Here is an 18,747-nt window from a genome sequence, read left to right as displayed (position 1 = left end):
GGATACCCCGATGACCACCGCCGCCTCATCCAGCTTCGTCAATATCGGCGAACGCACCAACGTCACCGGATCGGCGGCGTTCAAGAAGCTGATCCTCGCCGACGATTATACCGCGGCGGTCGAGGTCGCGCGCCAGCAGGTCGAAAACGGCGCGCAGGTCATCGACGTCAATATGGACGAGGGCCTGCTCGACGCCGAATATGCGATGACGACCTTCCTCAAGCTGATCGCCGCCGAGCCCGACATCGCGCGCGTGCCGGTGATGATCGACAGCTCGAAATGGAGTGTGATCGAGGCGGGGCTGAAATGCGTTCCCGGCAAGCCGATCGTCAATTCGATCAGCATGAAGGAAGGCGAGGAGCCTTTCCTCGAACATGCGCGCAAGTGCATGGCTTATGGCGCCGCGGTCGTCGTGATGGCGTTCGACGAGGTCGGGCAGGCCGACACCAAAGAGCGCAAGATCGAGATTTGCGAGCGCGCCTATAAATTGCTGATGACGATCGGCTTCCCGCCCGAGGATATCATCTTCGACCCCAATGTGTTCGCGGTCGCGACAGGGCTGGAAGAGCACGACAATTATGCGGTCGATTTCATCGAAGCGGTGAAGATCATCCGCGTCCGCTGCCCGCACGTCCATTTCTCGGGCGGCCTCTCGAACCTGTCCTTCGGTTTCCGCGGCAACGAGGTCGTGCGGCGCGCGATGCACAGCGTCTTCCTCTATTATGCGATCCCCGCCGGGCTCGACATGGCGATCGTCAATGCGGGGCAGCTCGACGTCTACGACACGATCGACCCCGAACTGCGTCAGGCGGTCGAGGATGTCGTGCTCAACCGCAAGGTCGAGGGCGAAGCCGAAAGCCCGACCGAACGGCTGATCGCGCTCGCCGAACGCTATAAGGGCACCAGCGCCGCGCAGGAAAAGGCCGCCGAGGAATGGCGCGGCTGGCCGGTCGCCAAGCGGCTCGAGCATGCGCTCGTCAAGGGCATCGACGCTTATGTCGTCGACGACACCGAGGAAATGCGCCTGCTGATGCCGCGCCCGATCGAGGTGATCGAGGGGCCGCTGATGGACGGCATGAACGTCGTCGGCGACCTGTTCGGGTCGGGCAAGATGTTCCTGCCGCAGGTGGTGAAATCGGCGCGCGTGATGAAAAAGGCCGTCGCGCACCTGCTGCCCTTCATCGAGGCATCGAAGGAGCCGGGCGCGAAGGGCAAGGGCAAGGTCGTGATGGCGACCGTGAAGGGCGACGTCCACGACATCGGCAAGAATATCGTCGGCGTCGTGCTCCAGTGTAACGGGTTCGAGATCGTCGACCTCGGGGTGATGGTGCCGTGGTCGAAGATCCTCGAAGCCGCGAACGAGAATGATGCCGACATGATCGGCCTCTCGGGCCTGATCACCCCCTCGCTCGACGAGATGGTGACGGTGGCTGAGGAAATGCAGCGCGCGGGCATGACGATGCCGCTGCTGATCGGCGGCGCGACGACATCGAAAGTCCACACCGCGCTCCGGATCGATCCCGCCTATCAGGGCCCGGTGCTCCACGTCCTCGACGCCAGCCGTGCGGTGGGCGTCGCGACCTCTCTGGTCAGCGATACCGGGCGCGAGGCGTATGTGCAGGGGTATAAGGACGATTATGCCCATATCCGCGACGTGCGCGCGGGCAAGGGGCAGAGCGTGCTGCACACTCTCGAAGAAGCGCGTGCCAATTATTACGACGCCTATCTCAGCGACAAGCCCGCGCCGCCGCTGCAGCCCGGGCTGCACCGCTTCGACGACTGGTCGCTCGACGATTTGCGCGAATGCATCGACTGGACGCCCTTTTTCCGCGCGTGGGAATTGCACGGCACCTGGCCGTCGATCATGGACGACGACGTGGTCGGCGAAACGGCGCAGGCGCTGAAGGCCGATGCCGATGCGATGCTCGACAAGCTGATCGCGGAGAAGTGGCTGACCGCACGCGGCGTCTGCGCCCTCTGGCCGTGCGCGCGCGACGGTGACAGCGTCACCATCCACATCGCCGAGGAGGAGCGCCATGTGACGCTTCCTTTCCTGCGTCAGCAGGTCAAGAAGAGCCGCGACCGCGCCAATATGTGCCTCGCCGATTTCATCGATCCGGCGGGCGACTGGATGGGCGGCTTCGCGGTCGGCATTCATGGCATCGAGCCGCATTCGGAACGCTTCCGCGCCGACAAGGACGATTATTCCGATATCTTGCTGAAGGCGCTCGCCGACCGCTTCGCCGAGGCCTTCGCCGAGCGGCTGCACCAGCATGTCCGCACCACCCTGTGGGGCTATGCGCCCGGCGAGCAGCTGACCAACGAGGCGCTGATCAAGGAAGAATATCGCGGTATCCGGCCCGCCCCCGGCTATCCGGCATGCCCCGACCACAGCCTGAAGCCGATCCTGTTCGACTTGCTGGCGGCCGGCGACAATGCCGGGCTGGTGTTGACCGAAAGCTTTGCGATGTTGCCGACGGCGGCGGTCAGCGGCTTTTATTTCGGGCATCCCGAAAGCCAGTATTTCGGTGTCGCCCGGATCGGAAGCGACCAGCTCGAAGATTATGCGGAGCGGCGCGGCGTCGACATCGAAACCGCGACGCGCTGGCTGCGGCCGAACCTGGACTAAGTTCCGTCGCCCCCGCGAAGGCGGGGGCCGTAGTCGTCCCGATTCGACGTTGCTTCAGGGCGCGGCGGCCCCCGCCTTCGCGGGGGCGACGATTAATTGGTGCGTTCGCGCCTGTCCGAAAGCGAGACAGGCCGGGAATTAACCAGCTTCGCCAACGACTAGGCGCGCGAAAGCCGCTATGGGCAGCGGCATGTTCAAGGCACTTCTTCGCCGGCCCTTGTTGCCGCTGCTCGCCCTCCCGCTGCTTCTCGCGCCGGTGCCGCTGCCCGCGCAGACCGGGGGCGCACCTTACAGCGTCGATGGCCGCAGCTTCGGACGGCTGCAGGACGCCGTCGATGCGATCGGCGAAGGCGAGGGCACGATTCGCGTCGCCCCCGGCTATCATCGCGACTGCGCGGTACAGACCGCGGGCCGTATCGCCTTCGTCGCGGTCGAGCCCGGCCGGGCGATCTTCGACGGCGTGACGTGCGAGGGCAAGGCGGCGCTGGTGCTGCGCGGCGCCGGCGCGCGCATCGACGGGATCGTGTTCCAGAATATGCGCGTCCCCGACGGCAATGGCGCGGGCATCCGCCTCGAAAAAAGCAATCTCGACGTCGTGAACAGCCTGTTCCGCAACAGCGAGGAAGGGATCCTCACCGCCGACGACCCCGCGGCGACGCTGACGATCGACCGCTCGACCTTCTCGCGCCTCGGCCGCTGCGACCGCGGCCTCAGCTGCGCGCACAGCGTCTACACCGGCGTCTATGGCCGCGTCGTCGTCACGCGCACGCGCTTTGAAAAGGGCAGCGGCGGCCATTATCTCAAGACCCGCTCGCCGCGCGTCGAAATCCGCGACAACAGCTTCGATGATACGCAGGGCACCGCGACCAATTATCTGATCGACCTGCCCGCGGGATCGACCGGGCGGATTGCAAACAACCTGATGATCCAGGGACGCGACAAGGAAAATTACGGGGCGCTGATCGCGATCGCAGCCGAGGCGCGCGACAATCCGTCGCGCGGGCTGGTGATCGAAGGCAATCGTGCGAGCGTTCCGCAAGGCACCGGCCGCAAGACGATCTTCGTCGCCGACTGGAGCGGCGAGCCGCTGGCGATCGGACCGAACGAACTGGGGCCGGGGCTGACCCGCTTCGAAAAGATTTAGGGCTTACGCCTCGCCGCGCGTTTCGATGAGCGACGCGGCGAGCGCCTCGGCGGGCGACTTGCCGCCCCACAGCACGAACTGGAACACCGGGTAAAAGCGCTCGCACTCGTCGATCGCGCTTTCGATCAGCGTTTCGGTGAGGTCGAGCGGCAGCGATGCGTCGGCGCCGAGCAGCATGCCGTGGCGGAACAGGATTGTGCCGCTGTTCGACCACAGCTCGAAATGACCGAGCCACAATTGCTCGTTGATCAGCGCGAGCGCCTCGTGCGCGGCGGCGCGCTTGTCCTCGACGACGCGGATGTCGGGAAAGGCGAGGAGCTGGATGACGCCGTCGTCGGCGCGCCACACCGCGCGCAGCTCATAGGTCGTCCAGCTGCCCTGCGCGGTCGCGACGATCTCGTCCTCGCCGACCATCTCGTGCGGCCAGTCGTGCGCGGCGAAATAGGACGCCAGCATCTCCATCGGTGCCGCATCCTGGCCGTCATCGTCGTCGTAAATATCGTCACTCATGCGCGCGCCTTTAGCGGCTCTCGCGCATCGTGGCGAGTCCGCGAATATTCGTCGCCCCTGCGAAGGCAGGGGCCGCTATCGGCATTGCGCAAGGTTGCCAGCGGCCCCTGCCTTCGCAGGGGCGACGCATTACTTGGCCTTCGGCTTTGCCGCGGCTTTGGTTGCCGGTTTCGCAGCAGCGGGTTTCGCGGCCGGCTTCGCAGCGGCAGGTTTCGCAGCCGCTTTCGGCGCCGCCGCGGGCTTCGCCACGCCTTCGAGCTTGTCGAGGCGCGCTTTCAGCGCTTCGGCTTCGGCGCGCGCGGTCGCGGCCATTTTCTTCACAGCCTCGAATTCCTCGCGGCTAACGAAATCCATGCGGCCAACCCATTCCTTGGCGCGGTCGCGCATCGCGGACTCGGCTTCGCGGCCGGCACCGGCGACGGTTCCGGCAATGCCGTTCACCATCTTGGCCAGATCGTCGAAAAAGCGGTTTTCGCTCTGCATGTCTCATATTCCTTCGTCGGGGTCTGTCCCCTTGCCGTCACCCTATTTGGGTGCTGGCGGCGGCGGGGACAAGGGTTTCGGCATCGGGATTGCGCTGATCGATCTGGAAATTGAGGATCGCGGCAAAGCTGAGCCAGATCATATAGGGCACGAGCAACCACGCCGCGGCCTTGCGGATCGGCGCAAAGGCAAAGGCGGTGGCGACCGTCACCATCAGGATGAAGATGATCACATAGAGCGCGGTCGTCACCTGATGCTGCCCGAAGAACAAAGGCGACCAGGCGAAATTGGCGATCAGCTGGACGAAGAAGAGCAGCAGCGCAAAACCGCGCCCCTTCGCGCCGCGGGCGTGGAGGATCATCGCGAGCGACAGGCCGAGGCAGATATAGAGGAGCGGCCAGACGGTGCCGAACACCCAGCCCGGCGGCGTGATCGGCGGCAGGTCGAGCGACGCGAACCAGCGATTGCCATAACCGCTGTTCGACAAGAGGCCCGACAGGCTCCCCGCAAGCACGATCGCCGGAACCGTGACGAGCGCCCAGCGCAGATAGGACATGCGAAGCTGCCCCGGCGTTGCGATTTCGGTCATGTCCGCATTATCCCCCACACGCGAATCCGTTGCATGGTGTCGCGATTGTGCGGCGCAGCGTCAAGCGGCTCGCTTCACCGCAGCGATCAGAAATTCCACATTGCCTTCGGGGCCGGTGATCGGGCTTTCGACAAGGTCGATAACGTCCCAGCCTTCGCCGGTCAGCCAGCCCTGCACGTCGGCGCAAACGCGCGCATGCACCGCGGCGTCGCGAACGACGCCTTTCTTGCCCACCTCATGCCGCTCGGCCTCGAACTGCGGCTTGATCAGTGCGACGATGCGCGCGCCGCCCTTCGCAAAGGACATCGGCACGGGAAGCACTTTCGACAGCGCGATGAAGCTCGCGTCGCAGACGATCAGGTCGATCGGTTCGGGGATATGTGCGGGCGTCAGGATGCGCGCGCTCGTCTGTTCGTGGACGATGACGCGTTCGTCCTGCCGCAGCTTCCACGCGAGCTGGTTGGTGCCCGAATCCACCGCATAGACGCGCGCCGCGCCGCGGCTGAGCAGCACATCGGTGAACCCGCCGGTCGACGATCCAACGTCGATCGCGACCGCGCCCGTCACGTCCCAGTCAAGATGGGTCAGCGCGTGGTCGAGCTTGATCCCGCCGCGCGACACCCACGGATGGTCGCGGCCCTTGACGCTGATCTCGGCATCTGCCGCGACCTGCTGTCCCGCCTTGTCGATCTTGCGGTCGCCGACAAAGGCGAGCCCCGCAAGGATCAGCGCCTGCGCGCGCGTCCGGCTTTCGGCGAGGCCGCGGTCGACGAGCAGCTGGTCGGCGCGCTGCTTCGCCATCAGCCGCCAACCTTGTCGGTGAGCAGGCCCGGGGTCAGAATCTGCGGCAGGATTTCGGGTTTCGCGGCGCCCGGCGCATACCAGAGGTAGAGCGGCACGCTGTTGCGGCCATGCTCGGCGAGGGTGCGCGTGATGACGGGGTCGCCATTGGTCCAGTCGCCGACAAGCGTGACGACACCCGCCTTGTCGAACGCCTCCTGCACCGCCTCGCGATTGATCGCGCCGGCTTCGTTCGCTTTGCACGACAGGCACCAGTCGGCGGTGAAATAGACGAAGACAGGTTTGCCGGTGGCGCGCGCCTTGGCGAGCGCATCTGCAGAGAAGGTCGATCCGGCGCCGTCGGCAGTGCGTTCGGCCTCGGCGACTTCGGTCACCGTGCCCGCGAGGCTGACAAGCAAGAGCAGCCCCGAGGCGTAGAGCAACCACGACCGCCGGTCGCCGCGCTGGATCGAGCCGTAATGCGTGAGCAGGACAAGCGCCATGGCGACCGCGAGGATCGGCCATATGAGCTGCTCGCCGCCGCCGAGTTGCCGCCACAGCAGCCATGCCAGCGCGAGCGTGGTGAGCCCCATCGGCAGCGCCATCCATTTGCGGAAACGGTCCATCCACGGTCCCGGCTTCGGCAGCCGGTTGCGCAGTGCGGGCACAAAGCCGATCGCGAGGAACGGCAGGGCGAGGCCCAAGCCGAGCCCGCCGAAGATCGGCAGTGCTGCCCACGCTGGCAGCACCAGCGTCGCGCCGAGCGCCGCCCCGAGCAGCGGGCCGCTGCACGGCGTTGCAACAAAGGCCGCGAGCGCGCCGGTCCAGAATCCGCCCGCCGCGCCGCCCTTGTCGACGAGCGCCTGTCCGCGGCCGAAGGACGGCAGTTCATAGGCGCCGAGCAGATTGAGCGTGATCGCCAGCGCGAGGATCAGCAGCGCGAGCACGCTCACAGGATGTTGCAACTGGAACGCCCAGCCGACCTGCTCGCCCGCCGCGCGCAGCGCGAGCAGCACGCCGCCGAGCAGCAGTGCGGTGACGATGGCACCGGCAGTGTAGGCGAGCGCCTCGATCTTCGCCGACCGCGCATCGCCGCCCGAGCGCGCAAGGCTCAATGCCTTGAGGCTCAAGATCGGGAAGACGCACGGCATCAGGTTGAGGATCAGCCCGCCCAAGATAGCCCCGCCGAGCGCGGTCCAGAACAACCCCATATCGATGCCGCCGGCTTTACCGGCGATCGTCTCGCCCGCCGCGGGGACCGCGCCGGGGTCGAGCGTCAACGACAGCCCGCGCCCGCCGCCGAGCTTCAGCAGCGCCGAAACCGGCCCTGCTTTTTCGCCCTTGAAGCGCGTTTCGACGACGATGTGGTCGCCATTGCGGCTGAAGCGTTGCGGTGCGGCATAGTCGACGACATCCTGCGTCTCGACGAACAGGTGCGGCGCGTCGATCGCGGTGCTGGCGGGGAGGGGGATGGCAAAGCGCACGATGTCGCCGCGCTTTTCCCAAGTGCCGTGGCGGTCGAGCGGCTGCGGCAGCAGCGCACGCCAGCCGTCGAAGCGGGTGCGCTCGGCGGGCGCGATCTTGCCGTCTCCTGCCTTCAGCGCGACCGAAATCACCGCTTTTTCGGGCACGCACACCTTGTCGGTGCAGGCGAGCCAGTTCGCGACCCCCGATAGCGTCAGGTCGGTCCCGGGCGCGACTCTCTTGTCGACCTGCACCTCGGCGAGCAGCGCATAGGGATGCTCATAGACATGGTTCATCATGCCAAAGAGGATCAGCGCGTCGGGCACCGGATAGCGGAACGGCGCAATCGTCACCCCCTCGGGCGCGTTCCATTCGACCGACAGGCCGAAACCCGCGTCGCCGCCATTCGCCCAATAGCCGTGCCAGGTCGGCTCGGGCGCCATCGTCAGCGCAAGTGTCGTGCTGCTGCCGGGGGCGGGCGCCGCCGACTCGGCGACCAGTTTTGGCTGGATATGCGTCGATTGCGCGTGCGCAGGGCCGACGACGACGATGGCCAGCGTCAGCAATGCCAGCACGGTTCGCCATGCGCGTGTCACAAAAGCCTCACTTGTCAAATTCATGCTCTGCCCGCGCCCGTTCATCGTTCGAAGGCTTGCCATATAGGCGGCTTTCGACGAGAGGACAGCCCGCGCTTTTTGGGGCGATGCCCCGCCATCATTTGGAGAAGCCGTCCGTGAAGCTGAAATATCTGTCCACTGCCATCGCTACCGCGCTTTGTGTTGCCGCCGCCGGAACCGGTCTCGCGCAGAATTCGGCGCCGCCGGTACAGAAAATTACCGCCACGACCCCGGCGCCGAAGCTCGTCGTGATGATCGCGGTCGATCAGTTTTCAGCCGATTTGTTCGCCGAATATCGCGGGCGTTTCACCGGCGGCCTCGCGCGGCTCGCGTCGGGCATCGTCTTCCCGTCGGGCTATCAGGCGCACGGCGCGACCGAAACCTGCCCCGGCCATTCGACGATCCTGACCGGTAATCATCCGGCGCACACGGGGATCGTCGCCAATAATTATTTCGACCTGTCGGTCGCGCGCGCCGACAAGCGCGTCTATTGCGCCGAGGACGAAACGGTCGCGGGGACGACATCGAAAAGCGGCGCATATGCGCCGTCGGTGAACCATCTGCTCGTGCCAACGCTCGGCGATCTGATGAAGGCGCGCGACCCGAAGGCGCAGGTCGTCTCGGTATCGGGCAAGGATCGCTCGGCGATCATGATGGGCGGCCGGCAGGCCGACGAACTGATGTGGCTCGCGCCCACCGGGCTCACCAGCTATCGCGGCACGACCTTGTCGCCGGCGGCGCAGCAGGCGGGCACCGCGATCGCCGCCGCGATTAACCAGCCGCGCCCCGCGCTGACGCTTCCCGCCGATTGCACCGCGCACGACATCGCGATCCCGCTCGAAAAGGGCGGCTCGGTCGGCACCGGCCGCATGGCGCGCGACGCCGGCGACTTCCGCCGTTTCATGGCGTCGCCCGAGGCCGATGGCGCGGTACTCGCGACCGCCGCCGCGCTGCGCCAGGTGCGCAAGATGGGTGAGGGTAGCGGCACCGACCTCTTGATCGTCGGGCTGGCAGCGACCGACTATGTCGGCCACAGCACCGGCACCGAAGGCAGCGAGATGTGCATCCAGATGGCGGGGCTCGACCGCGAGCTCGGCGATTTCTTTGCGCGGCTCGATGCGACGGGGATCGATTATGTCGTCGCGCTGACCGCCGACCATGGCGGCCACGACCTGCCCGAACGCAACCGCCAGAACGCCTGGCCCGACGCGCAGCGCGTCGACAAGGCGCTCGACCCCGAAGCAATGGGCAAGGCGGTGGCCGAAAAGCTCGGCCTGCCGCAGCCCCTGCTCTATGGCGATGGCGGCGACTATTATCTGGCGAAGACGCTGACCGCCGCGCAGCGCAAGGCCGTGCTCGCCGAACTGCTTCCGCGCCTTCGCGCGCATCCGCAGATCGAGGCGGTGGTGACGCGCGAAGAACTCGAGGCGCATTCGATTTCAAAACGCGCCCCTGACACCTGGACCCTGATGGACAAGCTGCGCGCCTCGTATAATCCGCAGCGTTCGGGCGATTTCATCATCGCGCTGAAGCCGCGGGTCACGCCGATCCCCGAATCGGGCATCGGTTATGTCGCGACGCACGGGTCGGTGTGGGATTATGACCGCCGCGTGCCGATCCTCTTCTGGCGCAAGGGGCTGGCCGGTTTCGAACAGCCCAACGCCGTGATGACGGTGGATATCATGCCGACACTCGCCTCGCTGATGGGCCTGGCCGTGGACGCGAACAAGATCGACGGACGCTGTCTCGACCTGTTGTCGGGGCCCGAGAGCAGCTGTCGATAAGGACAGAAAAGTAGGACCTATGACCAAAGCATTGCGGAATTTCTCCGGCCGATTCCTGTTAGTCGGCTGCGGCAATATGGCGGGCGCAATGCTCGATCGCTGGCTGGCGGCGGGTCTCGACCCGGCGCTGGTCGCGATCGTCGATCCCTATGCGGCGCCGCGCGCGGGCATCGCCCAGCACGCGTCGCTGGGTGAATGGCAGGCCGCGGGCGGCAGCGCCGACTGGATCATGCTCGGCATGAAGCCGCAGCAGCTGGGCGACGTCGCCGATGTGCTGGCGCCGCTCGCGACGGGCGGCGTTCATCTGCTCTCGATCCTCGCCGGCGTGTCGCTCGCCGATCTGGCCGCACGCTTCCCCGATGCGGGCGCGCAGGTTCGCATCCTGCCGAACCTCGCCGCGCGCATCGGCGCCGGGGTGTCGGCGGTCGCGACGCTCGGCGACGCCGACGATGCGGCGATCGACGCATTGCTCGACACATTGGGCCAGACGGTGCGGCTTGCCGACGATTCGACGATGGATCTTGTCACCGCCTTTACCGGCAGCGGCCCCGCTTTCGTCTTTCGCCTGATCGAATCCTATGCGGCCGCGGGCGAACGCCTCGGCCTGTCTGCCGAAGACGCGCTGGCACTCGCGACCGCAACGTTCGGCGGCGCGACCGCGCTCCTCGCCGACAGCGGCGAAAAGCCGGGCGTGCTGATCGCGCAGGTCGCGAGCAAGGGCGGCACGACGCAGGCGGGGCTCGACGTGCTCGACAGCGACGGCCAGCTTGCCGCGCTGTTCACCAATGTGCTGCGCGCGGCGCGCGACCGTGGGCGCGAGCTTGCCGATATCGCGCGCGGCGAGGGGTAAGGACAACGTCGCCCCCGCGAAGGCGGGGGGCGCTGTCGTCTTGGTGCCGAGGGTGCAGTATAAGCTGCTAGCGGCCCCCGCCTTCGCGGGGGCGACGCCTTTGCTCAGCCCGTATCTTTCCCCAGCATCGCGATCCGGCGGCGTTCGCGGGCGGGGACAAGCGCCTCGCTGACCTGCCAGAACCCCGTCACCGCCTGCTGCCCCGCATGGGTATAGGCGCGGCTCATCGTGTCGCGCAGCATGCCAAAGATTACCGTCTCGACGGCGCGGCCGGTATCGGTCAGGCGCAGCTCCTTTTGCCGCCGGTCGCGATTGCCGGGGCGCGTCGTCAGATATTCGCGCGCCTCCAGCTCCTTCACCACCCGGCCGAGTGACTGTTTGGTGATGCCGAGCAAGGCGAGCAGGTCCGAAATCGTCAGCCCCGGTTGCCGCGCGATGAAATAGAGCGCGCGGTAATGCGCGCGGCCCAGTTCCTTTTCGGCGAGCCGCGCATCGATCGCGCGCCACAGCGAGGCGTGGGCGAAAAAGAGGAATTCGATGCCGCGGCGCACTTCGTCTTCGCGCAAGAAAAGAGCAGAGGCGGCGGGTACTTGTGAAAGAAAATTCTCATCCGGCATAGTCGCTACCGTTGCGCGCGCCGCCGGTCTTTGGCAAGAGGCCCGCTCCACAAACCAGCAAACACAGGTGTTTTCGCATGTCCGCTCCCGCCTTCACCCATCTGCCGCACCCCAATCTGATCGCGGACGATGTACGGGCGGCGGCGATCGCCGATCCGGCATTCGGGCGCGTCTTCACCGATCATATGGTGTCGATCCGCTATACCGAGGGACAGGGCTGGCACGATGCGCAGGTGATGCCGCGCGGCCCGCTGTCGCTCGATCCCGCGACCGCGGTGCTCCATTATGCGCAGGAAATCTTCGAAGGGCTGAAGGCGTATCGCCTCGACGACGGCTCGATGGCGCTGTTCCGCGTCGAGGCCAATGCCGCGCGCTTCAACGCCAGCGCGCGCCGCATGGCGATGGCCGAACTGCCCGAGGAACTGTTCATCGCCGCGGTCAAGGAAGCCGTCGCCGCCGACGCGCACTGGTTCCCGCAGGTCGACGGCGGCGCGCTGTACCTCCGCCCCTTCATGTTCGCGAGCGAGGTGTTCCTCGGCGTGAAGCCCGCGGCCGAATATCAGTTCCTCGTCATCACCTCGCCGGTCGGCAATTATTTCAAGTCGGGCGCCCCCGCGATCTCGCTCTGGGTGTCGGAGGATTATACCCGCGCCGCGCCCGGCGGCACCGGCGCCGCCAAATGCGGCGGCAATTACGCCTCCAGCCTCGTCGCGCAGCGCGAGGCGATCGCCAAGGGGCACGATCAGGTCGTCTTCCTCGACGCCGCCGAGCGTCGCTGGATCGAGGAACTGGGCGGCATGAACATGTTCTTCGTCTTCGACGACGGCAGCATCGTCACCCCGCCGCTGACCGGCACGATCCTGCCGGGCATCACGCGCGAAACGATCATCACGCTGGCGCGCGACGCCGGGCTGACGGTGCGTGAGGAACCCTATGCGATCGACCAGTGGCAGGCCGATGCGGAAAGCGGCAAGCTGACCGAAAGCTTCGCCTGCGGCACCGCCGCCGTGGTGACCCCGGTGGGCAAAGTGACGCGCGGCAATTCAAGCTTCACCATCGGCGCCGGCGGCCCGGGACAAGTGACAACGAAGCTCAAGGACAAGCTAGTCGACATCCAACGCGGCCGCGCCGCCGATCCGCATGGCTGGGTTACCCGGCTCTGACTGGCTAGCTTGCCAAGCGGCCGAGAGGCGCTATAGACGCGCTCGCACCGGCCTGTTGGGGCGTCGCCAAGTGGTAAGGCAGCGGCTTTTGATGCCGCCATTCGCAGGTTCGAATCCTGCCGCCCCAGCCAGCCGGATCTTCGCGATTTGGCTGAAAACAGGGAGATTCCGGTGCAAAGCGGAGTCTGTCACGACGACAGTCCGCCAGGTGCGGGCCAATCGGTTGGCGCCCGAAGGCATGACGAACTCCCGCCTTTCCACCGCCGCGCCGTTAGATCGCGCCTTCCCTCAGCAGCTTGGCGGCGTGATCCGCGGCGCGCGCCGAGAGCGCCATATAGGTCGGCGACGGGTTCTGGCAGCCCGACGCCCGTCCCGCAGTAGCCGCCGGTAACCGGCTCCCTTTCGGGCCGACCAATGTCTTCGCCGATTGGCGAGGGACGTCGGCTCGCCGCGTCCGTAGCACGGCCGGGCAACATCGCATTTGGCACGCGGTCGTGCGATGCGGCACGGGCGGGCATATTTGTTCGACAGGAGCGCTTCATGCACAAATCCTTCGGCCCGATCGCAGCGCTATTCCTTGCGAGCGCGATACCGCTCGCTGGCCCCGCTGCGCAGGCGCAGGCGCCAGCGCCGGCACCTGCCGCTTCGCTGGTCGTGGGTGCCAAGGTTTATGACCAGAATGGCGAAGAAGTTGGCCAGATCGCCAAAGTGTCAGGAGACAGGGTGGCCGTGTCGATTGACGGCAACGGGCTGGTGGTTCCGAAGAATGCCTTTGTGAAGAGCGCGAAGGGCCCGGCGCTGAAGGCCCCGAAGGAGAAGATCGTCGCCGTTCTGAGGCAGGCCGAGGCCGATGCGGCGGCGGTTGACGGAGCCTTGAAACCGGGCGCCGAAGTGCGGAGCGCCGACGGTGCCGCTGTGCTCGGCAAGGTTACGGCGATGGCGTCCCAGGGCGCGGTGCTGGCGACCAGCGAAGGCAATATCACCATGCCGCGCGCCGCATTCTTCCTCTCGGAGAGAGGATTGGCGATGAAGGTCAATGAAAAGCAGTTTCTCGCGGGCGTCCGGGCTGCGCGGGCGCAGAAGAAGGGCGGTTGATCCCGCGCGCGCTTGAAGGGAAAGTGAGATGGCGCTCGAAAAGGAGCTTTATGACATCGAGCGAGGATTTTGGCTCGACGGCAAAGATCATTTCCTGAAGCATGTCGACCGCCAGTGCCTGCTCGCCTTTCCGCAGGCGGGAGAAATGCATGGCGTGCATTCGCGCGAAGAGGTCGCGGCGACGGCGACCAACGCCAACCGCTGGCGTGACCTGACGATGGGGGATCGTCAACTTCTGGATAATGACGAAGATTTTGCGATCATCAGCTACCGGGCGGATGTGACGCGCGCCGATGGCGAACCCTATGCGACGCTCGTCAGCTCAGCCTATGTGCGGCGCCCCGATGGTTGGAGGCTGGTGTTTCACCAGCATTCGCCGATATGATCGGTGACTAATCGCGGGCCATCGGTGCCCAGAGGCGGCGAAGCGGAGCATTTGGAAAGGGCGGCGCGAGAGGGACCAGTCTGCTCGCGCCGCCCCGCCGTTGCCGTGCGTGTGGGGACGCCCGGCATCGATTGATCATCTGCCCAACCGATTACGATATTCCTGCGTTCTGGTGATACGAAGGCCGGGGATGCCCGCGCGATCGATCGACCGCCGCCAGCCGGCAAGTTCCTCGACGCTCAGCCGGTATCGCGCACAGGCCTCGCTCTGGCTGAGCAATCCGCCATCGATCGCGGCCAGCACTTCGGCTTTGCGGCGGCTGACCCAGTGCGCCGTGGACGAGGACGGCAGATCGTCGAGAGTGAGCCGGCCCAGCGGCCCCATGACCGATGCCGGCCTTGTTTCATATTCGAGCACTGCGAACTCTCCATTCGCGCGGCCTGTGCCGCTTTGTGCCCCCCGCCCGACATCTGCAGGAAGGGGGTTAACAAAAACTTGCCCGAAGGCGCGCGATGCGGTGAACCGTTCGTCGCCGCTGAGGCGGACGGGCCTTGTCGTGCTTGCCGCGACCATCCTCGGCGGTGTCGCAGGCTCGAACTGCCTCAGCGTTTCCGTTCGCCGACAGGCAGCTATCGGCCGGGCGTTGCTGAAGGAGCCTAGCTATCGATGACGGGCCGGGTTGGCATTTGGATGAGGTTGGAGAACGCCATCACGACCGCGCCCTCCTGGTTGGTAACGGTCATTCGCATGGTCAGCACCCCCCGGTCCGGCTTGCTTTTGGAATGCGCGATGTCGACGACCTCGCGCGTGATGCGAAGCACATCGCCGGGCCGCACGGGTACGCGCCACGTCAGATCGTCGATTTTGAGGCCAAGAAGCGGCGTGTTCCCGAACGGGGCGGCTTCGACAAAATCGCGCATCACGACCGACGCGACGTGCCAGCCGCTGGCGATAATGCCGCCAAAGCGTCCGCTCGCGGCCGCCGCGGTGTCGATGTGCATCGGCTGGGGATCATATTCGCTCGCGAAGCGGATGATATCTGCCTCGGTCATTTCGATCGGGCCGCCATGCCATTGCTGGCCGACCTGCAAATCATCCAGGAAAAGCGATTTCGACATGGGGGCTCCGTTGTTCCCGGGGCGGTTGGGGCCCGCAGCGGGACACCGGCCGTGAGAGTTTCGCGGCCGCCTATAGTCCATGCTGGGGCCCGCCTCAATCACACAGACCCGGGCGTGTGCCACGCCTGCCTTTTCCGTTGTCGGACGGGTCGATTTTCATTCAACCCGAGCGACACCCTGGACCGCTCAACAAAAAAAGGGAGGGCCACCGGTGCCCTCCCTTTTTCTTTCGTTCGTCCCGTGTCACTTCATCCTGAAGCGCACGCCCACACGGAAGCTGCGGCCAAGCAGGTCCGAATAGGTGCTGTTCGCGGCGAGGCCGGTTTCGGGCAGCAGGATCGGGTCGGCGTCGAACACATTGGTGACGTTGACGAAGAATTCGGCGTCGCCCTTGGCCATCGCGTCGAACTTGAACGTCGCGTTGAGGTCGACGTAGGTCGCGCCGTCGATGCTGTTGTCCTCGTAGGTCGGGAACTGGTTAGTCGAGATCGGGCAGCTGGTCCCACACTCGATGCCGGTGGCATCGTACCTGCCGTCGCTCACGCCTCGCGCCGTCGCCGTCAGCGAGAAATCGTCGGTGTCGTAGGACGCGGTGAAGCGGTAGATCCACTTCGGCGTGATCGATTGCGTGCCGGTGCCGACACCCAGCGTCCCGACGGAGTTGAGCGGCACGAAGCCGGGCACCCCTGTTGTGACGATGTTGTCGATATAGCGCGTCGCCAGGCCGCGCAGGGTGAAATTGCCCCCGGCGAGGGGCATCCGATACGCCGCTTCCAGATCGACGCCGCGCATGACGAGGCTGGAGAAATTGACCGGCTGGCGGCTGATCAGGACGCGCGAAGGATTGGCTGGGTCGGGCGTGATCGCCGCGCAGAAGTCCGCCAGCCCCTCGAAACAGCGGTTGACGATGTCGTCCGCGCTGAGGCTGTCGATCGCTTGTTTCACCTTGATGTCAAAATAGTCGGCCGACACGCTGAAGCCGGGAATGAAGCGGGGTGTGAAGACCGCGCCGACGTTCCACGAATCCGCCTTCTCCGGTCTCAGATCCAGATTGCCCGTGATCGTGCCCAGGTATGAGAGGCTGGAGCCATAAGTGCCGGTCCCCGGCCCCACTCCCGGGAAGAACGGGTTGGTGACGGTGGAGGTGTTGGCGGTACCCGCCTGGAACAGCTCGTTAAGGTTGGGCGCGCGAATGTCGCGCGAGCGCGTGGCGCGCAGTCGAATGTCGTCGATGGGCTGCCAGGTCGCACCCAGCTTCCATGTCGTGACATAGCCCGAGGTCGAATAATCGGTGGCGCGCACCGCCCCGTTGAACTCGAGTCCAAAGCCCAACGGCACGACCGTTTCGAGGTAGGCCTCCTTGACGTCGTAGCTGCCCTTGCTGGGGCGGTAGTTGCCGACCGACCAATTGCTGGTCGATGCGCCGGTGGCTGGGTTGAAGACGGGTTGGAACTCGGCGGGCACGAACCCGTCGATCTCCTCCTTGCGATACTCGGCGCCGACCGCGATGCTGACGTCGCCCGCCCAGGTCGCAAAAGGCGTGAGCGACAGGTTGGCGCCAATCACTGTCTGTTCGAGCGTCTGATCCCGGAACGGATCGCCGAGGACATAATCGACCGCCGCCGGATCGGCGACGCCAATGCCCAGCAGGTTGAGCGGGCGGCAGTTGGGATCGTCGTCCGCCGCGCTGGCGTTGACGTTGATAAGGCACTGGATCGAACCGACCGGAAGACCGCGCGGGTTGCCGGCCGGCGCGAACACGGCGGCGAGCGCGTTGTTTCTCCGCACCGTTTGCTGGATATTGGTCAGTTGCTCGTGCAACTCGGCGCGGCCGTACTGGGCATAGACGTCCCAGCCCGCCGGTTTTCCGAAAGCCTCGAAATCACCCTCGGCGCCGATCAAATAGCGCTGCACCTTGCGCTCGTTGTTCGAGCCGCGGCCGGGCAAGTCGACGGCGGTCGTCGCCAACGTAACGCCGGTTATGCCCACCAGCTGTGCCGGACCGAGCGTGTTGTACAGGAACGCGTTGCACGTCGTCGGAGCCGCCGCCGCGGTCGCCGCCGTGCCGCAACCGGTCGCATTCAGCGAAAGTCCGGTCATCAGGTTCGGGCCCGCGTTGAACAAGGTCTTCTGCCGGTTATATGACGCCTGGGCGAAGAGGGTGACCCCGTCGCTGACCTCGAAGCTCAGCCGGCCGAAGAGGCCATAGCGGTCTTCTTCCGGGCTGAGGCCGATGCGGCGGCCCGAATCATTGACCTGCCAGTCGCCACCTTGCGTCAGCTGCGGCACGGCGGAGCAGGCCGGCGAAGGGAAGGTCAACGCGCCGAACTGGTACTGGTTGATCGACCCGCCCTGTCCGAAATAGGTTCCGCACAGGCGATTTGCCGTGCCTCCGGCCGAAGCGGTGATGAGGCCGCCCGGCGTCGAGTTTGCCGCGCCGACCTGGGTCCGGAGCAGGTACCGGGGCACGGTGCTGTTGGCGGTCCAGGCCGGATTCTGGATTCGCACGAAGCCGGTGTGATTCCAGTCGCGATCGACCTGGAAGATGCCATCCGTGTGGGCGATCTCGCCCGCCACGATCAGGCGGCCACGACCGTCGGCGAAGCCGAAGCCGGCGGCAATGTCCGCCGAGTAGTTGAAGCCGTCGCCCTCATCAGTCACGCCGATATCGCCGGATAATTTCAGCCCGCTAAAGTTTTTGTTGAGGATGAAGTTGGTCACCCCCGCAACCGCGTCGGAGCCATAGGCGGCCGAGGCACCGCCCGTGACCACTTCGACGCGTTCCACCAGTGACTGTGGGATCGTGTTGATGTCGACCACGCCGTTGGCGGTCGAACCCACGGACCGCCGCCCGTCGATCAGCACGAGCGTACGTACGGTGCCCAGGCTGCGCAGGTTGAGCGCATTGATGCCGGCGATGCCGTTACTGAGCTCAAGGCGCGAGTTCGACGGACGGATGGACGCCGCGAGTGCCGGCAGCTGGTTGACGAAGTCCGCGATGTTGTTGGTTGGTGAGGTGTTCTGGATATCTTCCTGCGTCAGCACCATCACCGGCGTCGGCGCCTCGAAGCCGTCGCGCGTGACGCGCGAGCCGGTGACGACGATCTGTTCAACGGGCGCCGCTTCGACGCTGTCCGGGGCGGCGGTCGCCTCCTGCGCCAACGCCGGGGCGCTATGGACCAGCGCGATGGCGGTCATAGCCACGCCGAGGCGGCCCTTGCGGCCGAGCGGTCGACGAATATGTTCAAAATTACGCATATCAGCAGTCCCCTTTTTACCCAGAGCCGAGCCGCACGCCGCCCGAGGCGTGCCCCGGCGCGGTGCCGGGCTGGCTGCCCTATTTGTCCCACCTGACCATTTGGCGGATGCTTGGCCCGCCTTCTTATATTTCGTGATGTTCGTTATACGGTCCGGCCATCGTCGCAGCCGAAGCGCGCAGACAGCCGGTTTCGTGACAACGAGGTTACAGGGTGGTTGCGGGGGGTCAACAGCTTGGCCACTAACCTGGCGATATGGACA

General features: G+C 65.8%; 16 protein-coding genes and 1 tRNA gene. 8 read left to right on the top strand and 9 right to left on the bottom strand.

Annotated elements, in window-relative coordinates; translation table 11 throughout:
• Positions 1-10: 10 nt before the first annotated feature.
• A complete protein-coding gene (gene metH / locus ATE70_RS05145) occupies positions 11-2,629 on the top strand; it encodes a methionine synthase (protein WP_058536842.1) in 2,619 nt (872 codons plus the stop codon).
• Between the two features lie 190 nt (positions 2,630-2,819).
• Positions 2,820-3,773, top strand: a complete 954-nt coding sequence (locus tag ATE70_RS05140; protein WP_058537019.1) for a right-handed parallel beta-helix repeat-containing protein — start codon at positions 2,820-2,822, stop codon at positions 3,771-3,773.
• Between the two features lie 3 nt (positions 3,774-3,776).
• Here ATE70_RS05140 and ATE70_RS05135 read toward each other — a convergent pair whose 3' ends face one another.
• From ATE70_RS05135 to ATE70_RS05115, 5 genes are all read right to left on the bottom strand, one after another.
• A complete protein-coding gene (locus tag ATE70_RS05135; RefSeq protein WP_058536841.1) occupies positions 3,777-4,283 on the bottom strand; it encodes a YbjN domain-containing protein in 507 nt (168 codons plus the stop codon).
• 129 nt (positions 4,284-4,412) lie between these two features.
• Positions 4,413-4,766, bottom strand: coding sequence for an accessory factor UbiK family protein (locus tag ATE70_RS05130; protein ID WP_058536840.1), 354 nt, complete (start codon positions 4,764-4,766; stop codon positions 4,413-4,415).
• A 37-nt stretch (positions 4,767-4,803) separates the two neighbouring features.
• Positions 4,804-5,355, bottom strand: coding sequence for a TspO/MBR family protein (locus ATE70_RS05125; RefSeq protein WP_037514445.1), 552 nt, complete (start codon positions 5,353-5,355; stop codon positions 4,804-4,806).
• 60 nt (positions 5,356-5,415) lie between these two features.
• Positions 5,416-6,156: a TlyA family RNA methyltransferase gene (locus ATE70_RS05120; RefSeq protein WP_058536839.1), complete on the bottom strand. Its 741-nt coding sequence runs from the start codon at positions 6,154-6,156 to the stop codon at positions 5,416-5,418.
• A complete protein-coding gene (locus ATE70_RS05115; RefSeq protein ID WP_058537018.1) occupies positions 6,156-8,219 on the bottom strand; it encodes a protein-disulfide reductase DsbD family protein in 2,064 nt (687 codons plus the stop codon). The genes ATE70_RS05120 and ATE70_RS05115 overlap by 1 nt, the downstream gene beginning before the upstream one ends.
• Positions 8,220-8,302: 83 nt before the next feature.
• Here ATE70_RS05115 and ATE70_RS05110 point away from each other — a divergent pair, with 83 nt between their 5' ends.
• Positions 8,303-10,000 carry an alkaline phosphatase family protein gene (locus ATE70_RS05110; protein WP_058536838.1) on the top strand — a complete coding sequence of 566 codons (1,698 nt, stop codon included), beginning with the start codon at positions 8,303-8,305 and terminating at the stop codon, positions 9,998-10,000.
• A 19-nt stretch (positions 10,001-10,019) separates the two neighbouring features.
• A complete protein-coding gene (locus ATE70_RS05105; RefSeq protein WP_058536837.1) occupies positions 10,020-10,850 on the top strand; it encodes a pyrroline-5-carboxylate reductase family protein in 831 nt (276 codons plus the stop codon).
• Between the two features lie 104 nt (positions 10,851-10,954).
• Here ATE70_RS05105 and ATE70_RS05100 read toward each other — a convergent pair whose 3' ends face one another.
• Positions 10,955-11,467: a MarR family winged helix-turn-helix transcriptional regulator gene (locus ATE70_RS05100; RefSeq protein WP_058536836.1), complete on the bottom strand. Its 513-nt coding sequence runs from the start codon at positions 11,465-11,467 to the stop codon at positions 10,955-10,957.
• 77 nt (positions 11,468-11,544) lie between these two features.
• Here ATE70_RS05100 and ATE70_RS05095 point away from each other — a divergent pair, with 77 nt between their 5' ends.
• The 4 genes from ATE70_RS05095 to ATE70_RS05080 all read left to right on the top strand — a co-directional run bounded on the left by ATE70_RS05095 (position 11,545) and on the right by ATE70_RS05080 (position 14,110).
• Entirely contained in the window at positions 11,545-12,630 is a 1,086-nt protein-coding gene (locus ATE70_RS05095) for a branched-chain amino acid aminotransferase (RefSeq protein WP_058536835.1), read from the top strand.
• Between the two features lie 56 nt (positions 12,631-12,686).
• A tRNA-Gln gene (locus ATE70_RS05090) sits at positions 12,687-12,761 on the top strand.
• Positions 12,762-13,284: 523 nt separating this feature from the next.
• Positions 13,285-13,725: a hypothetical protein gene (locus tag ATE70_RS05085; RefSeq protein ID WP_156420176.1), complete on the top strand. Its 441-nt coding sequence runs from the start codon at positions 13,285-13,287 to the stop codon at positions 13,723-13,725.
• A gap of 28 nt (positions 13,726-13,753) precedes the next feature.
• Positions 13,754-14,110: a hypothetical protein gene (locus tag ATE70_RS05080; protein WP_058536833.1), complete on the top strand. Its 357-nt coding sequence runs from the start codon at positions 13,754-13,756 to the stop codon at positions 14,108-14,110.
• A 135-nt stretch (positions 14,111-14,245) separates the two neighbouring features.
• Here the strand turns inward: ATE70_RS05080 and sciP are convergent, their stop codons facing one another.
• From sciP to ATE70_RS05065, 3 genes are all read right to left on the bottom strand, one after another.
• Entirely contained in the window at positions 14,246-14,527 is a 282-nt protein-coding gene (gene sciP / locus ATE70_RS25360) for a CtrA inhibitor SciP (protein ID WP_269433268.1), read from the bottom strand.
• 239 nt (positions 14,528-14,766) lie between these two features.
• Positions 14,767-15,228 carry a MaoC family dehydratase gene (locus ATE70_RS05070; protein WP_058536832.1) on the bottom strand — a complete coding sequence of 154 codons (462 nt, stop codon included), beginning with the start codon at positions 15,226-15,228 and terminating at the stop codon, positions 14,767-14,769.
• Positions 15,229-15,471: 243 nt separating this feature from the next.
• The gene (locus ATE70_RS05065; RefSeq protein ID WP_058536831.1) at positions 15,472-18,486 is read right to left on the bottom strand and encodes a TonB-dependent receptor plug domain-containing protein; all 3,015 of its coding nucleotides are present in this window, start codon (positions 18,484-18,486) and stop codon (positions 15,472-15,474) included.
• Positions 18,487-18,747: the final 261 nt, after the last annotated feature.

The organism is Sphingopyxis sp. H053, from assembly GCF_001468225.1.
Classification (GTDB): Bacteria; Pseudomonadota; Alphaproteobacteria; order Sphingomonadales; family Sphingomonadaceae; genus Sphingopyxis.
Note: the sequence above shows the minus strand (reverse complement) of the source record. Positions and strands in the feature narration are given on the sequence as shown.

Coding starts and splice junctions, on each gene's coding strand:
- ATE70_RS05095 (WP_058536835.1), top strand. CDS start 11,545: ATGTCCGCTCCCGCCTTCACCCATCTGCCGCACCCCAATCTGATCGCG.
- ATE70_RS05135 (WP_058536841.1), bottom strand. CDS start 4,283: ATGAGTGACGATATTTACGACGACGATGACGGCCAGGATGCGGCACCG.
- ATE70_RS05080 (WP_058536833.1), top strand. CDS start 13,754: ATGGCGCTCGAAAAGGAGCTTTATGACATCGAGCGAGGATTTTGGCTC.
- ATE70_RS05100 (WP_058536836.1), bottom strand. CDS start 11,467: ATGCCGGATGAGAATTTTCTTTCACAAGTACCCGCCGCCTCTGCTCTT.
- ATE70_RS05115 (WP_058537018.1), bottom strand. CDS start 8,219: ATGAATTTGACAAGTGAGGCTTTTGTGACACGCGCATGGCGAACCGTG.
- ATE70_RS05125 (WP_037514445.1), bottom strand. CDS start 5,355: ATGACCGAAATCGCAACGCCGGGGCAGCTTCGCATGTCCTATCTGCGC.
- ATE70_RS05065 (WP_058536831.1), bottom strand. CDS start 18,486: ATGCGTAATTTTGAACATATTCGTCGACCGCTCGGCCGCAAGGGCCGC.
- ATE70_RS05105 (WP_058536837.1), top strand. CDS start 10,020: ATGACCAAAGCATTGCGGAATTTCTCCGGCCGATTCCTGTTAGTCGGC.
- ATE70_RS05120 (WP_058536839.1), bottom strand. CDS start 6,156: ATGGCGAAGCAGCGCGCCGACCAGCTGCTCGTCGACCGCGGCCTCGCC.
- metH (WP_058536842.1), top strand. CDS start 11: ATGACCACCGCCGCCTCATCCAGCTTCGTCAATATCGGCGAACGCACC.
- ATE70_RS05130 (WP_058536840.1), bottom strand. CDS start 4,766: ATGCAGAGCGAAAACCGCTTTTTCGACGATCTGGCCAAGATGGTGAAC.
- ATE70_RS05140 (WP_058537019.1), top strand. CDS start 2,820: ATGTTCAAGGCACTTCTTCGCCGGCCCTTGTTGCCGCTGCTCGCCCTC.
- ATE70_RS05110 (WP_058536838.1), top strand. CDS start 8,303: ATGCCCCGCCATCATTTGGAGAAGCCGTCCGTGAAGCTGAAATATCTG.
- ATE70_RS05070 (WP_058536832.1), bottom strand. CDS start 15,228: ATGTCGAAATCGCTTTTCCTGGATGATTTGCAGGTCGGCCAGCAATGG.